Source organism: Arthrobacter sp. R3-55 (genome assembly GCF_054161505.1).
The window spans coordinates 978,270-993,259 of sequence record NZ_CP096423.1; the positions used below are offsets into that span (position 1 = coordinate 978,270).

The 14,990-nt window shown below is 64.1% G+C and carries 11 protein-coding genes; 10 read left to right on the forward strand and 1 reads right to left on the reverse strand.

All coding sequences use genetic code 11. The annotated features are described in order from the left end of the window. Positions 1-199: 199 nt before the first annotated feature. From M1D51_RS04675 to M1D51_RS04720, 10 genes are all read left to right on the forward strand, one after another. On the forward strand, positions 200-865 hold the full coding sequence (locus M1D51_RS04675; protein ID WP_172323569.1) for a histidine phosphatase family protein: 666 nt from the start codon (positions 200-202) through the stop codon (positions 863-865). A gap of 3 nt (positions 866-868) precedes the next feature. Beyond that, positions 869-1,474, forward strand: a complete 606-nt coding sequence (locus tag M1D51_RS04680) for a TlpA family protein disulfide reductase (protein ID WP_089596070.1) — start codon at positions 869-871, stop codon at positions 1,472-1,474. 5 nt (positions 1,475-1,479) lie between these two features. Then, on the forward strand, positions 1,480-2,235 hold the full coding sequence (locus tag M1D51_RS04685) for a cytochrome c biogenesis CcdA family protein (RefSeq protein ID WP_458108713.1): 756 nt from the start codon (positions 1,480-1,482) through the stop codon (positions 2,233-2,235). Beyond that, positions 2,235-3,941, forward strand: a complete 1,707-nt coding sequence (gene resB / locus M1D51_RS04690; protein ID WP_458108714.1) for a cytochrome c biogenesis protein ResB — start codon at positions 2,235-2,237, stop codon at positions 3,939-3,941. Before M1D51_RS04685 ends, resB begins: the two co-directional genes overlap by 1 nt. Further along, a complete protein-coding gene (gene ccsB / locus M1D51_RS04695; protein WP_458108715.1) occupies positions 3,941-5,008 on the forward strand; it encodes a c-type cytochrome biogenesis protein CcsB in 1,068 nt (355 codons plus the stop codon). Before resB ends, ccsB begins: the two co-directional genes overlap by 1 nt. A 198-nt stretch (positions 5,009-5,206) precedes the next feature. Next, positions 5,207-7,255, forward strand: a complete 2,049-nt coding sequence (locus M1D51_RS04700; protein ID WP_458108716.1) for an Hsp70 family protein — start codon at positions 5,207-5,209, stop codon at positions 7,253-7,255. A 3-nt stretch (positions 7,256-7,258) separates the two neighbouring features. Further along, positions 7,259-9,328 carry a LuxR C-terminal-related transcriptional regulator gene (locus M1D51_RS04705; protein WP_458108717.1) on the forward strand — a complete coding sequence of 690 codons (2,070 nt, stop codon included), beginning with the start codon at positions 7,259-7,261 and terminating at the stop codon, positions 9,326-9,328. A gap of 174 nt (positions 9,329-9,502) precedes the next feature. Then, a complete protein-coding gene (locus tag M1D51_RS04710; protein ID WP_458108718.1) occupies positions 9,503-10,843 on the forward strand; it encodes an IniB N-terminal domain-containing protein in 1,341 nt (446 codons plus the stop codon). A gap of 160 nt (positions 10,844-11,003) precedes the next feature. Then, positions 11,004-12,863: a dynamin family protein gene (locus M1D51_RS04715; protein ID WP_458109545.1), complete on the forward strand. Its 1,860-nt coding sequence runs from the start codon at positions 11,004-11,006 to the stop codon at positions 12,861-12,863. Continuing rightward, positions 12,860-14,335 (forward strand): dynamin family protein, encoded by a 1,476-nt coding sequence (locus M1D51_RS04720; protein WP_458109546.1) that lies wholly within the window; start codon positions 12,860-12,862, stop codon positions 14,333-14,335. The genes M1D51_RS04715 and M1D51_RS04720 overlap by 4 nt, the downstream gene beginning before the upstream one ends. Here M1D51_RS04720 and M1D51_RS04725 read toward each other — a convergent pair. After that, positions 14,316-14,984 carry a hypothetical protein gene (locus tag M1D51_RS04725; protein WP_458108719.1) on the reverse strand — a complete coding sequence of 223 codons (669 nt, stop codon included), beginning with the start codon at positions 14,982-14,984 and terminating at the stop codon, positions 14,316-14,318. The genes M1D51_RS04720 and M1D51_RS04725 overlap by 20 nt on opposite strands. Positions 14,985-14,990: the final 6 nt, after the last annotated feature.

A 14,990-nucleotide genomic window follows, 5' to 3' on the forward strand; every position in this document is an offset into this window, starting at 1 on the left:
TGCTCCTATATCGATTGGTAGGTACTGCGTGCTTGCCCGGTCTGGTCGATTGCTTGAAACGTCAACCGAGCTTCGTGTCCAGTATAAACATGCATATGCATCTTTTATTCCAACTCCGGGGAACATTTCGGAAAAACTTTGAGTTCTACTAGCGGTAGAAGATTTCGGATCGTCCCGCTTCTTTGAGAAACTGGTAAACATGCCCCAAGCAACTGTCCACCTGCTTCGCCATGGCGAGGTCCATAATCCCGACGGCGTCCTGTACGGTCGCCTGCCGGAATTCCACCTCTCCGAACGTGGCCGGGAGATGGCCCGGATGCTGGCCGACCACTTTGTGGCACGTGCCGCCCAGGGCGCCAAGATTGTCCACTTGGTGGCCTCGCCGCTGACCCGTGCCCAGGAAACAGCCATGCCCACGGCAGAGGCGTTGAACCTGGAGATCACCACGGAGCCCCGCATCATCGAGGCCGAGAACCACTTTGAGGGGCTCCACCCCACCAGGAGCGAGTTCCTTAAGCCCAAGCACTGGCTCTATTTCCGGAATCCGCTGCGTCCCTCCTGGGGCGAGCCGTACAAGCAGCAAGCGGCACGGGTGCTGGCTGCTGTTGAGGACGCCCGGGCCAAGGCAGTTGAACTGGGCGGTGATGGCGCCGAAGCCATCCTGGTCAGCCACCAGCTTCCCATTTGGTCAACCCGCTTGACGGCAGAGGGACGCCGGCTGGCACACGATCCCCGCAAGCGCGAATGCACCCTCACATCCCTGACCTCTTTGACGCTGGATGGGAACGGCAAGATCGTGCGGGTTGAGTACACCGAACCCGCAGCCGTCCTGCTTCCCGGCGCGGCGAGCACCCCGGGGGCATAGAAGATGGACAACAACCTCTCACGTCGCAGCGCGTTGACTGCAGGCGGCGTCCTCCTGGCAGGACTGACCATGGGCCTGTCCGCCTGCGCGCAGGAAGATTCCCTGGCCAAGCAAGCCAAGGCGGGCGACAACAAAAACTACGTAGCCGGCGATGGTTCGGTGACGGAGTTCGCCAAGGCGGACCGTGCCGCGCCAGTGGCACTCAAAGGCACCCTCTTTAATGGGGAAACGGTCAAGCCCGAGGACCTCAAGGGCAAAGTCACTGTCCTGAACTTCTGGTTCGCTGCCTGTGCACCTTGTCGCATCGAGGCGCCCCAGCTGGAAGCGCTGCACCAGGACTTCAAGGACCAGGGTGTCCAGTTCTTCGGCGTCAACCTGCGCGACGAACAAGCTACCGCCGAGGCCTTCGACAAAACCTTCAACATCACTTACCCCAGCTTCAACGACAAGGACGGGGCTGTGCTCCTGTCCGTGTCCGGCATCGTGCCTCCGGGCGCAGTTCCCACCACCCTTGTCCTGGACAAGGATGGCAAGGTTGCCTCCCGCGTGCTCGGTGAGATTGAGAAGAGCACCTTGAAAGCCCTCATCACCTCCGCAGTGGCCGAGTAGCCCCCATGAACAGTCCCTTCGCCGAGACGATCCTCAATGGATCGCTGCTGCTGGCTGTGCCGGTGGCACTGCTGGCCGGGCTGGTCTCCTTCCTTTCGCCCTGCGTGCTGCCACTGGTGCCCGGGTACCTCGGCTACGTCACGGGACTGACCGGCGTCGACCTCCAAAAGCAGCGGCGCGGCCGCATGCTGGCCGGAATAGGACTGTTCGTCCTGGGATTCTCCGTGATCTTTGTCCTTTTGGGCGGTGCCTTCGGGCAGCTCGGAACGCTGCTGACCGGCCCGCAAAATGCTTGGATCACCCAAGTGCTGGGCATCCTGGTGATCATCATGGGCGTGGTGTTCATGGGCGGATTCAGCTGGTTGCAGCGTGATGCGAAGATCCACGCCAAACCGCCGGCCGGCCTGTGGGGCGCGCCGCTCCTGGGGCTGACCTTCGGCCTGGGCTGGGCGCCCTGTATTGGTCCGACGTACTCCGCGGTACAGTTGCTGAGTTTGTCCGGTGGTTCCTCGGCGGCCAAGGGCGCGCTTCTGGCGTTCGTCTACAGCCTTGGACTGGGCATCCCGTTCCTCTTGATTGCGCTGGCGGTCCGCCGGGGCATGGGAGTCATGTCCTTCTTCCGCAAGCATCGGCTGGCCATCCAGCGGATCGGCGGAGGCATCCTGATTTTGCTCGGCATCCTGATGGCCACCGGTGTGTGGGGAACCTGGGTGACCGAGTTGCAGTACTGGTTCCAAAACGACGTGAAGTTGCCAATCTGATGAGCGAGTCCGTGAAAGCCAAGAAGAAGTCACCAGCCGCCGAAAGTGCAGCGGACGGAAAACTCCAGCAGGCCAAGTCCGAGGCAGCCCTGCCCGCGCTTGGTTTCAAGGGCATGCTCCGGTGGTCCTGGACCCAGCTGACCAGCATGCGGACGGCTCTCTTCCTGCTGCTGCTGCTTGCGGTCGGTGCCGTGCCGGGTTCCTTGTTCCCGCAGCGGCCCGCGAACCCGTCGGTGGTCACGCAGTACATCAAGGACAACCCGTCCTACGGCGAACTTCTTGATGCCCTGCAGTTGTACGACGTCTACTCGTCGGCCTGGTTCTCGGCCATTTACATCCTGCTGTTCATCTCCCTGATCGGCTGCGTCACTCCGCGCGCCATCGCGCACTACAAGGCCATGAAGTCCCAGCCTCCGCGCACCCCCAAGCGCCTTTCGCGCCTGCCGGAGTACGGCACCCTGGCACTGCCCGCCGACGCCGGGATCCCGGCGTCGAAGGCCATCAACGATGCCGCCGGGCTGCTCAAGAAGCGCGGCTACCGCGTTGAGGTCAGGGACGTCGACGGCGGCCTGCCGTCCTTGGGCGCCGAGCGCGGCTTCCTGAAGGAAGTAGGCAACCTGGTCTTCCACACCTCGCTGATCGGGGTGCTGGTCTCGGTGGCCATTGGCGGCTTGTACGGCTACAGCGGCCAGCGGATCCTGGTGGAGGGTGACACGTTCGTCAACACTCTGGTGGGCTATGACCAATTCACTCCGGGAACCAACTTCCAAAGCAGTTCGCTCCAGCCTTACTCCATGCAATTGGATAAGTTCCAGGCCACGTTCGACCGCGGGGAATCTCCTGGCAAAGCCGGACAGCCCATCGATTACACAGCCGAAGTGACCACCAAGGAAGGCCCGGATTCTCCAGGCAAGAAGGAAACGCTGAAGGTCAATGACCCCGTTTCCCTCGGAGGAACCAGCCTCTACCTCACCGGCAACGGCTACGCGCCGCTGGTCACGGTCCGCGACGGCGAGGGCAACATTTCGTTCCAGGGTCCGGTCATTGCCAAGGTCCAGGGCGATAACTACTACTCCTCCGTGGTGATCAAGGTCCCCGACGCCAAGCCGGAACAGCTCGGCTTTGTTGGCTTCTTCCTTCCGACGGCTTTCCCTTCCGAGAACGGCGTCTCCTTTAGTGCTTCCCCGGAACTTTTCAACCCGCAACTGAGCCTGAATTCCTTCTACGGTGACCTCGGCCTGGACAAGGGCGTGCCCCAGAACGTGTTCGAACTGGACGTCAAGGATTTGAAGCCACTCAACGCCCGCGACCTCGCCGCCGGTGGCATCACCCTGAAACCCGGGGCCACGGTGGACCTGCCCGAAGGCAAGGGCAGCATCACGTTCGATGGCGTCAAGAAGTACATCGGCGTGGACATCCACCACAACCCCGGCCAGCTCTATGCATTGATCTTCGGTTTCCTCGCAGTCGGTGGCCTGGTCATGTCCCTCTACATCAACCGCCGCCGCGTCTGGGTCCGCACCGGAACCCATGCGGACGGCCGCACCATGGTGGAGTACGGCCTGCTGGCACGTGGTGAAGACCACCGCCTGGCCGGCGAAGCAGCCGCTCTTCGTGAAATCTTTGCCCGGGAATGGAACATCCCGGATGCGCAGGACACCGCTACAACTACAGCAGGATCTTCCTCAACCTCGAAGGACCAGTAATGCCCGTCATCAACGAAACCCTGGGCCAGTACAGCGAGCTGTTCATGCTGTTGGCCGCCGGCACGTACACCGTGGCGTTCATCGCCTTTGCCTGGGACCTGGCCAAGAGCAGCAAAATGCTCCGCGCCGTGGATTTGAAGGCGGCGGCCAGCACCGCCGAGGAGAAGGTCACGGTTGCTGCAGGCCGCGTCGCAGGAGGCCTGGGAGGTCCCGACGCCGGTGGGCCGGCAGGCCGCGCCGAGCGTCCGACGTCGGGCCTCACCGTTGAGGGCGGCACCGCCGCCGGCGACATGAAGTACGCAGGCGAACGCCGCGCCCCTGCGCGTGTGGCTGTGGCGTTGACAATATTGGGTGTCCTTATTCACGGTGCGGGTGTTGTGACACGTGCCTTCGGCGCGGGCCGCGTGCCGTGGGGCAACATGTACGAGTTCCTCACTACCGGCGCGTTTGTTGCTGTTGCTGTGTTCCTGATTGTCCTCATTCGGCGCGACTTGAGGTTCCTGGGAACGTTCGTGATCGGCCTGGCCATCATCATGCTCGTAGCCGCTTCGGCCGCTTTCTGGACCCCTGTGGGCCACCTGGTTCCGGCGCTGCAGAGCTACTGGCTGATCATCCACGTCTCCATCGCAGTGCTCTCCTCCGCACTGTTTACCCTGACGTTCGCCATGTCCGTGCTGCAGTTGCTGCAGTCGTACCGCCAGAAGAACCTGGCCGCCGGCCGTAAAGACAACCTGGGCTTCATGCGCCTGGTCCCCAACGCGCTGAGCCTCGAGAACCTCTCCTACCGCATCAACGCCATCGCCTTCATCGGCTGGACGTTTACCCTCATGTTTGGCGCCATCTGGGCTGAAAAGGCGTGGGGCCGCTTCTGGGGCTGGGATCCCAAGGAAGTCTGGACGTTCGTGATCTGGGTGGTCTACGCGGGCTACCTGCACGCCCGTGCCACCCGTGGTTGGACCGGCACCCGTGCAGCATGGTTGTCGATCGTCGGCTACGCCTGCGTGATCATCAACTTCACGCTGGTGAACACGGTCTTCAACGGCCTGCACTCTTACTCGGGGCTCTAAAAGGGGTAAACCGGCCTGAGCAGGGGCTTTGTCCCTCCATGCTGTGAGTGGTCTTGAAAAATGACAATTCGGTGTATCAACCATGACAAATTGGTGTAGCAACTAAGCCTTTTACCCCTCCGGGGCAGGTGCTAACTTGTTCAGAACCCGCTTGTGATGCAGTCCGCCAGCGATGCGCCGTGTTCTTTCGAGGTACCCATGAGCTATGTTCTCGCCATTGACGTCGGGACGAGTTTTACCGCTGCAGCCCTGGTTAGGCCTGATCAAGGCACCACCCCCGAAGTCCTCCCGTTGGGATTGCACGGCAGTGCCGTGCCCTCAGTGCTGTTCTACGCCGACGACGGCCGGGTGTTGGTAGGCGAAGCGGCTGAACGCAGGGGCTTGGATGATCCCCACAACATGGTGCGGGAATTCAAACGCCGGATAGGTGACTCCGTTCCCCTTGCTGTGGGAGAGCGATGGCTGGCCGCGGAGGATGTGTACGCCACCATGGCGGGGTGGGTGGTGGACAGGGCCCGTGAGCGCGAGGGCAGTGCGCCGTCGTCGATCATCATGACGCATCCCGCGGCGTGGGGGCAGCACCGCATGTCCTTGGTCTTGGAAGCGCTCACGGCTGCGGGTCTCCGGGACGTCAGCCTCATCAGTGAACCGGAGGCCGCAGCCCTGCACTACGCCTCGCAGACGCGGGTGGAGGACGGCAGTATCATCGCCGTATACGACCTCGGTGGCGGCACCTTCGACACCGCCATCCTCCGCAAAGCAGGAACCGGAAACTTCGAGCTGCTGGGCCGTCCCGACGGTATTGAAACCCTGGGCGGTGCCGATTTCGACGCCGCCGTGCTGCGGCACGTGATGGGCCACCTCAGCCTTGGTGCGGACACGGATCCGATGTCGCCTCAGATGCTGGCGGCCCTGTCCCGGCTGCGTCGGGAATGCCGCGAGGCCAAGGAAGCCCTGTCCCTGGACAGCGAATCCAGTGTGTCGGTCTCGCTCCCCGGACTCCAGCAGTCCGTGCGCCTGGTGCGGGCCGAATTCGAAGCGCTGATCGAGGAACCCCTCCGGAAAACTGTGCTGGCACTGGAACGAAGCCTGCGGAGCATCAACGTTGACGCCCAGGATCTGAGTGCGGTGTTGCTGATCGGCGGTTCCTCGCGCATTCCCTTGGTGGCCGAGCTGATTTCCGTGGAACTTGGCCGGCCAATCGCCGTGGACGCCGATCCCAAGTCCGCCATCTGCTGTGGTGCCGCCGTAGCTGCCGTCGGCCCTGCGGCAGAACCGGATGCTGCACTTTCCGCCGGTACCGCTGACAACGCAGCGCACCGGCCAAACGTCGCCGGTCATGCTCCAGCCTTGGGAGTCTTGAAGCGTCCGTCAGCAGAAGCTGCCCGGCACACCTCACGGCCGCGCGTCCGGATGGCTGCAGCTGCCGCGGCGGCCGCAGCGGTCCTGACCATCGCCACCGCTACGGCAGCCCAAAGCCCGGAAGGCAGCGGACTGCTGGCAACCATGTTCGGCAACCAGGCTGCCGATGTCATGCGCGACGACGGTGCGCAGGCCTCCGCGGGCCAAGGCAGTGGCGCTGGTGCGGGGAAGGCCGGGGAGACTCCGGTTTCTGCAAACCCCGCGGCTGGACTTGAGGCCAGCGCCAGGAACGGCGTCACCAGGGCCGGCACGGGAAAGAGTCCGGCCCGGTCCGGAGCCGGGAACACCGGAACCGGGAACACCGGAACCGGGAACACCGGTACGGGGGCGGGATCTGCCGCCGGCACGGGCGCCGGCACGGGCGCCGGCACGGGCGCCGGACCGGGAGCCGGCACGGGCGCCGGACCGGGAGCCGGCACCTCAACGGGTTCAACCGGCGGGACGGGCAGTGCAGCCGCACCGGGCACACCCACCACGCCCGGCGGGGCCACCACCCCGCCTGCCGCTACGCCCTCGCCCGCACCCACTGGAGGTGCTGCCAGCGGACCCACGGATCCTCCTCCCACCACAACTCCCACCACGCCGCCGCCAATTACTGAGCCCACCACCCCGCCCAGCACTCCGTCGGACCCGGTCACTCCACCGCCCCCGCCACCGTCGCCCGAGCCAACGGTGCCGCAGCCCGAACCAACCGTTACCCAGGACCCGCCTCCGGTGTTGCCGGAGCCGACGCTTGACCCGGCCACGCCACCCACCGCTGATCCGGCACCCGTACCTTCGGAAACCGCCCCGGTTGCGGACCCGGCGTTGGTCTCGGCGGTCTAGCCCATGACGGGACATGACCATCAGCCAGGGCACTTTCTGCCCGGGCCACCCGATCACCCCCTCATGGAATCCCTCCCCAGTGACGAGTCAGGCCTGCCGGGCATCCCGGAGCTGACCGGTGAGTCTGCCATGGTCCGCGAACTGCTGCTTGCCCTGTCCGTGGGATTCATGCTGCCCGCACCCTTGCCGCAGAGCCTTGAGAACGAGGAAGGACTGGAAGCGATCGTTGCTGCGGCAAGGGACACAGGCCTGCTGCTGTCCGACGGAACGGTAGTGGGGACGGCCCGCTATGCCTTGCTGAAACGAACCCCGACGCCCCACCTCCGCGCCTTGCAGAGGGAACTGGTGGAGAAGGTCGGGGCGGAGGGACGTCCCCTGGGCGATCTTGCCCGGGATCTCGCCAGGAGCGGGTTACAGGACGCCCGCGTTGCGGCGGAACTTGAGGACGCAGCAAACAACGCGCTGGATACGGATCCGCAGCTGGCCGTGGATCTTTATGCCGAAGCGGTTTTGGCCGGGAACAGCGGGCTGGAGAACTCCGCGAAGCGTGCGCAGGCCGCCGCTGCCACCGGGGACCTGGACGGAGCCGGCAGGATCGTAGACAGGCTGCTTGCCCTGCCTGAGCCACCCGACCTCCGCTTGGGCGTGGACGTGGCAGCGGCGGTATGGGCGCAGCGCGGCATGTTGGCCCGGAGTGCCGAAACGTACAGTTGGCTTGGCCCGGAAAGGTTGGACGGGTCCGCTCCGCTGGCCGCGGTGGCCATGATCGGTTCCGGAAACGCGGGACGGGCGGAGGAGATACTCTCAGCCGGTCCGCCCTCCGGGTCACCCACCCTGCTTGCGGTGGCTTTGGCCCTCACCCAGGAGGGGCTTCGGCGGACACTTGGCCCAGCACCGCATGCGGCATTGCCTGAGCTGATCAGGGCCTCGGACATGATGAACGCATCAGCTGCAGCCATTCCCTTGCCGGAAACACCCGGGGCCTTGGCAGCACTGTGCGCACTCCACAATGGGGAACCTGCCTCAGCGGAGAAGGTGCTGCGGGCTGCATTGTCTGCGGGCCAGGGCGGGGATGCTGCCCGTCCCCGGCTGTTCCTCCTGCAGGCCTGGTCAGCCATGCAGCAGGACAACGCTGACGAGGCCCGTTTGGCCATCAATGAGGCCGTGAAGGCCAACCACTGGTCTTTGGTGCCCCGCGATGAATTGATGCTGGCAGCGCTGGAGGTGGGGTTGGCGCGGCGTGGCAGCGACGTCCACGGGCTGGTGGTGGCGTGGGACAAGGCACGCGAAGCCATGATGCACGTGTCCGTGGATCTCTACAGCCTGCTGCCGTGGGGTGAGCTGATGGTTGCTGCTGCGAGGTTGAGGGAGACCCGTCGCGTAGCGCACTATCTGGATACCGCATGGGAACTCCTGAGCAAGCTGGGCGATCCTCCGCTGTGGTCGGTACCCGTGCATTGGGCGGCAGTGCAGGCCGCGCTGTTGAGCGAAGACCCCGCCGGGCTGGCGCCTCACGCTGCCGCACTGGTGCGGGCTTCCGAACACAGCCAACTGGCAGCTGTCCTCGCCGCTGGCGGCAAAGCCTGGGTTTCGGTGTTGGCCGGCCGGTTTGAAGCGCCCGACGTCGAAGCTGCGGCCCGCGGGCTGGCCGGCGTCGGGATGCCTTGGGAAGGAGCGCGGCTGGCGGGCCACGCTGCCGCACATGCGGAGGAACGACGCGAGATGGTACGGCTGCTGGCCTGCGCCAGGGACATCCACCCGCAGGGTGCTCCGGCTGCGGCGGGCCATGACCGGACGGCGGAGCCCCGGCATGAGGTTACGGGCGCCCCTGCTGTTGAGAATCCCGCCGCAGCGGCGGGGGATCCGTCCGGGCTCAGCGCCAGGGAACGTGAGGTGGCCCGGCTGCTCCTGGAAGGGAAGACCTACCGGGAAATCGGGGAAGCCATCTATATTTCACCGCGCACGGCGGAGCATCACGTGGCGCGTATGCGACGACGCCTGGGAGCTGAAAACCGCTCCGAACTCCTGGCCCGTCTGCGCCTGGCACTGGGGGATGGGTACCCACCTCCGTGACCGCAAACCCCTCCACCCCCTAATGGAGAACCGGGCCATCCCCTAACGGTGAGGGACGCGGTAGGGGGACCACCCCCGATGACCCGTTCCCTGCCCCGGCCATACGTTGAAGGAGAGCCGGGCAAAGGTGCCGGGCCATTCACCACCCATCACAGAATTTGAGGGAGCACTCCAATGCCAACACTCGCACAACAGCTCGTGCAGTTCCTGATGAGCCTGTTCAACGATCCCGATGCCGCCGAGGACTTTGTCCGCGACCCCGAGGCTGCCCTTGCCGCAGCCGGCCTCCGCGACGTTTCCTCTGCCGACGTCGATGCTGTCCGCCCGGTGGTCCTGGACTACGCACCGATCAACGCCCGTTCGTCCTTCGACCGCGAATACAACACCGGCGGCAACCATGCTTCCACTGGCGGGGGCGGCAGCTGGGGTGGCCATGACGACGATGACGACCACGGCCACGGTGGCGGCGGAGGACGCCCCGACCACGACGACGATGATGACCATGGCCACGGTGGCGGCCACGGCGGTGGCGGCGGTGGCGGTGGCTGGGATGGTCACGACGACGACGACCACGGCCACGGTGGCGGCGGTGGCTGGGATGGCCATGATGACGACGACCACGGCCACGGTGGTGGCGGCGGTGGCGGTGGCCACGACGACCATGATGACCACGCCCACGCCGTTCAGCAGCTGGTCCATGTAGTGAACAACTACTCCTACACCACCACCATCGACGACCGCGACACCATCACCGATCAATCGGTCAACCAGAACATCTGGGCTGACGGGGATGTCACGCAACTCTTCAACCAGGATGCCGTGGTTGCCTCAGGTGACGGCGCCGTTGCTGCAGGCGAGGACGTCAGCAACGCCGGCAACACGACCACCACCACCACCAACACGGACGATCACTCGACCGATAACTCGGTCACTGTGGACGCCAGGGGCAATAACGACATCTCCATTGGCAACGACTACTCGGACAACTCGGTGACCAAGGACTCCTACAACACCGATGTGGACGTGGACATCGACGCGGAGTTCAATGACTCGTTCAACGAGGACAACTCGGTGGACAATTCGCAGACCACCAACAACACCACCAACAACGATTCGTTCAACAAAGACTCCTACAACAACGAGACCGAACTGGAAGTCGGCGACGTGGAGTACACGAACATCGAGAACTCCACCATCATCAAGGACAACGAGGTGGACCTGGAGTACACCGACGATCACTCCACCAACGTGAACGTGGAAGACGTGCAGGTCAACTACGACTCCACGGTCATCCAGGACAACGAGCTGGAGATCGACAACTCGCAGGAAATCGCGGTGGAAGACGTCCAGGTCAACTACGACTCCACGGTGATCCAGGACAACGAGGTGGACGTCGAGTACACCAACGTCCAGGACAACACCGTCATCGCGGACAACGAGGTGGAGCTGGATGTCGAATACAACGACATCGACCATTCAACCGTCATCGCCAAGAACGACGTGGAAATCGACTAGTACCGATCAGATGTGCACGGCGCAGTGAAACCGGCTGCGCGAAGTACTGCGGAAGTGCCCGGCAGACAGTTCACCGTCTGCCGGGCACTTCGTGGCCTCCCGGGACGGCAGCAACGCAAAATGAGAGAGCAAAGGACACACGGTGACCGAGACAGCACGCATGACCACGTTGGTGGAGCAAGGTATGGCGCTGGTGGGGGACCGGAACGATCTGAGGCGACGCCTGGAGAATACGCGAAACCGGCTGCAGGATCCCAGCGTCCGTGTGATCGTGGTGGGTGAGTTCAAGCAAGGCAAGAGCCAACTGATCAACGCTTTGGTGAATGCCCCCGTGTGCCCCGTTGATGACGACATTGCCACCTCCGTCCCCACTGTCGTACGCCAGGGGGATCCGGCGTCGGCCGTTGTCCTGGTTCCCGGCCGGAACGGGTCCGATTCCGAAGAGGAAGCCGTCGGGCCGGAAACAGGGCTGGAACGGCAACCGGTGCAGTTGGAGCAACTGGCGGACTACGTCTCCGAAAAGGGCAATCCGGGTAATTCGGAGAACATTTTGGCGGCCGAAGTTTCCCTGCCCCGGAAACTGCTGTCCGGCGGACTGGTAATCGTGGACTCGCCCGGCGTTGGCGGACTGGGTTCAACCCACACGTTGACCACCCTGACGGCCCTCCCATCGGCGCACGCCATGGTGTTCGTCTCCGATGCTTCCCAGGAATTCACGGAGCCGGAGATGAGGTTCCTTCGCCAAGCCATGCGCATCAGTCCCAACGTTGTGTGTGTACTGTCCAAGACTGACCTTTATCCGAGCTGGCGCCGGATCGCCGAGCTGGATCACAACCACCTGGCTGACGTCGGCCCCGACATTCCGCTGTTTCCCGTGTCCTCGGAGCTGCGGCTCCACGCCGCGAGGCTGCAAGACGCCGAACTGAACGCCGAATCGGGATTTCCGGCGCTGATCGCCCACCTGCGGAACAACATTGTTGGCGGGGCGGCCAGGATTCAGCGCAGATCTGTCAGCAATGACCTGTTGTCCGTCAGCGAAAACTTCAGGCTGGCGCTGCAGTCGGAACTTGAAGCGTTGGAAAATCCGGCGGGAACTCCGCAGATGATCGCGGGCCTCAACGCGGCAAAGGACGACGCCGATTCGCTGCGCAAACGCTCAGCCCGTTGGCAGATCACCCTCAACGATGGGATCGGGGACCTCATCGCTGACATGGAGTATGACCTCAGGGACAGGTTGCGCAGGATCCAACGCGAGGCCGAACTTGCCATTGACCAAGGCGATCCCGGACCCGCCTGGGAGCAGTTCACGCAGTGGCTGGAGCGGAGTACGGCAGCCGCGGTCTCGGATACTTTCGTCTGGACCAGCGAACGTGCCCAATGGTTGGCAACGCAAGTGGCAGAACACTTCTCCGAAGACGAGGTTGCCCTTCCTGCGTTGAAGGTCTCCGATACCGGCGGAGTGTTGGACCCCGTGGCTGACATCCAGGAGATGGAAGACGGGCGGCTCGGACCGATGCAGAAGGTGCTGATCGGGATGCGCGGGTCCTACGGCGGCGTGCTGATGTTTGGCCTGCTGACCGGCCTCTTTGGGATGGCCCTGATCAACCCCCTGTCCGTGGGAGCGGGCCTGATGCTGGGCCGCAAAGCCTACCGGGAAGACAAGGAAGCCAGGCTCAAGCAACGGCAAGCTGAAGCGAAGGTCCTGGTCCGGAAACACGTGGATGATGTTGTGTTCCAAGTGGGAAAGCAACTCAAGGACAGGTTGCGGCTGGTTCAGCGGGCCACCCGGGACCATTTCACGGAGATCGCCGAGGAGCACCACCGCTCACTCGCGGAATCCGTGGCGGCAGCACAGAAAGCCGCCGCCACTTATGCCGCGGAACGGGACATGCGAATCAAGGAGATAGGGAACCGCCTCAAAGCCGTGGATGCGCTGGCGAAGGAAGCCCGGCAGCTGCAGGAAGAACCGGCAGTGGAGAGCCCGCCCCGGCCCGCAACCTCCTCAGTCCCGGCCGGCTGATGGAACCGGGAATTGCCGGAGCGGCGGAACTGCTCTTGCAGGCACGGGAGGTCTTTCACGACGACGCCGCCGCGCTCGCGGTGGTGGATGAACTGGACCGCAGGCTTGAAGGGCCCTTGCGCATTGCCGTTGCCGGGATGGTCAAGGCCGGGAAATCAACACTGCTCAATGCGATCATTGGCGAAGAAATCGCCCCAACGGACGCCGGTGAATGCACCCGTGTGGTCACGTGGTACCAGCACGGTTACAGTCCCGGAATCACCCTCTACCCGTTCAAGGGCGGCCCCCAAAACCTTCCCGTGAAGCGCGAAGACGGCCGCCTGGTCCTGTCTCTGGGAGATATTCCAGCCCAGGACGTGGAGCGCCTGGTGGTGGACTGGCCATCAGCCCGGCTCCGGGGACTGACGTTGATTGATACCCCCGGTATCTCTTCCTTGTCCGGGGAGGTCTCCGGACGGTCAGCGGCTTTCCTGCTGCCCGAAGACGAACCCACGGCTGCGGACGCTGTCATTTATCTCATGCGGCACCTGCACGCCTCCGATGTCCGGTTCCTGGAATCCTTCAAGGACACCGCAGCCGGTGGATCCGCTACCGTCAATGCCCTGGCGGTCCTGTCCCGGGCAGATGAGATCGGCGCGGGAAGGATCGACTCCCTGATTTCAGCAGCAGTGATCGCCGACAGGTACAGCCGGGACCAAAACCTCAAACCCCTGGCGCTGGGCGTGGTCCCCGTTGCCGGATTGCTGGCCCAAAGCTCACGGACCATGCGCCAAGCGGACTGTGAGGCCATGATGCTGTTGGCGCAGATGGACCGGAACCAGCGGGAACGGCTGATGTTGTCGGCAGATCGTTTTGTCCGCTCCCCGGGGCCCCAAGGCCTGGAACCGTCCATTAAGGCATCCTTGGTCCAGAGGTTCGGCCTGTTCGGGATCCGTTTGGGTGTTGCCCTGATCCGGGGCGGAACCACTGATCCCACGGAATTGGCTCACGAACTCGCCCGACGCAGCGGGCTGGGTACCCTGCTGGACAGCATCGGCTACCTGTTCCAGAGCCGCGCCGAGGCACTGAAGGCCCGGGCCGTCGTGGTGGGTTTGGAGTCATTGGTGCGCGGTGCTCCGCGGGACCGGGCAGAACGGCTGGAGGAGGCGTTGGAACGGCTTCAGGCCGGGGCCCACGAGTTCCGGGAGCTCAAACTCCTTACTGCGTTGCGTACCGGTGGGGTGGGACTGGGCGAAGAGCAGGAAGCTGAAGCGGAACGGCTGGTGGGTGGCCGCGGCAGCACTGCCTGGTTGAGGCTGGGCCTGGATCCCGAAGCGGATCCCCGGCAGGTCAACGACGCCGCCCGGACCTGCTTGAACCGTTGGCGGCTGATCGCCGAGAATCCCATGACCGAGCCCTCGGCACTGGAAGCGTGCCGTGTGGTGATGCGAAGTTGCGAAGGGTTGCTGGCCGCTATGCCCGCCGTTCGGTAAGCCGTTCGCTGAACTTTTCGCTGAGCAGCCAGGCAGTAGCCGAGGGGAAGAACAGCAGGATCAGCCCTGCCGCAGCAAGGATGAACTGGGCCGCCAACAATACAGTGGTCAAGACTCCGTCCGCTCCCGGAGCCACCACGAAGTCGGCGGTGATCACCGTGACCACAGCGTGCAGCAGGACCAGGGGTGCCAAGGTCCAACGGGCCCAGACACGGCGTTTGAAAAGCACCGCCAGCAGCACTGCCTCCATGGCCACTACCAGGGCGATCATGGCGAGGCTTCCCAGAAAGACGACGGCGGTGGCCCCCTCAACAGACTGGGCGTCCCCTTCGGGAACCATGCCTGAGATGACACCCTTCAGCCGCTCGAAGCTGGCGTCACGGCCGAGGAAGCCAAAGACGACAACCGCGATTCCCGACACAAATGAGGCAACCCACAGGGTTCGGGACAGCCGTGCGGCGCCGGGTGGCTTGACCACCGCTGTGATGGGTGGCGGCGCGGACAGAGCAATGCCCGGACGTGGTGGCGGCGCGGACAGAGCAATGCCCGGACGTGGTGGCGGCGCGGACGGCGCGGACGGCGCGGATGGCCCGCTGGCTGATGGTGTGGTGGAAGGTGACTGCCGTGAACCATCGGCTTGCCGGGCCATGTTCGG

Excerpts from the sequence above, each read along its gene's own strand:
- M1D51_RS04675 (WP_172323569.1), top strand. The coding sequence starts at position 200 with ATGCCCCAAGCAACTGTCCACCTGCTTCGCCATGGCGAGGTCCATAAT.
- M1D51_RS04680 (WP_089596070.1), top strand. The coding sequence starts at position 869 with ATGGACAACAACCTCTCACGTCGCAGCGCGTTGACTGCAGGCGGCGTC.
- M1D51_RS04685 (WP_458108713.1), top strand. The coding sequence starts at position 1,480 with ATGAACAGTCCCTTCGCCGAGACGATCCTCAATGGATCGCTGCTGCTG.
- resB (WP_458108714.1), top strand. The coding sequence starts at position 2,235 with ATGAGCGAGTCCGTGAAAGCCAAGAAGAAGTCACCAGCCGCCGAAAGT.
- ccsB (WP_458108715.1), top strand. The coding sequence starts at position 3,941 with ATGCCCGTCATCAACGAAACCCTGGGCCAGTACAGCGAGCTGTTCATG.
- M1D51_RS04700 (WP_458108716.1), top strand. The coding sequence starts at position 5,207 with ATGAGCTATGTTCTCGCCATTGACGTCGGGACGAGTTTTACCGCTGCA.
- M1D51_RS04705 (WP_458108717.1), top strand. The coding sequence starts at position 7,259 with ATGACGGGACATGACCATCAGCCAGGGCACTTTCTGCCCGGGCCACCC.
- M1D51_RS04710 (WP_458108718.1), top strand. The coding sequence starts at position 9,503 with ATGCCAACACTCGCACAACAGCTCGTGCAGTTCCTGATGAGCCTGTTC.
- M1D51_RS04715 (WP_458109545.1), top strand. The coding sequence starts at position 11,004 with ATGACCACGTTGGTGGAGCAAGGTATGGCGCTGGTGGGGGACCGGAAC.
- M1D51_RS04725 (WP_458108719.1), bottom strand. The coding sequence starts at position 14,984 with ATGGCCCGGCAAGCCGATGGTTCACGGCAGTCACCTTCCACCACACCA.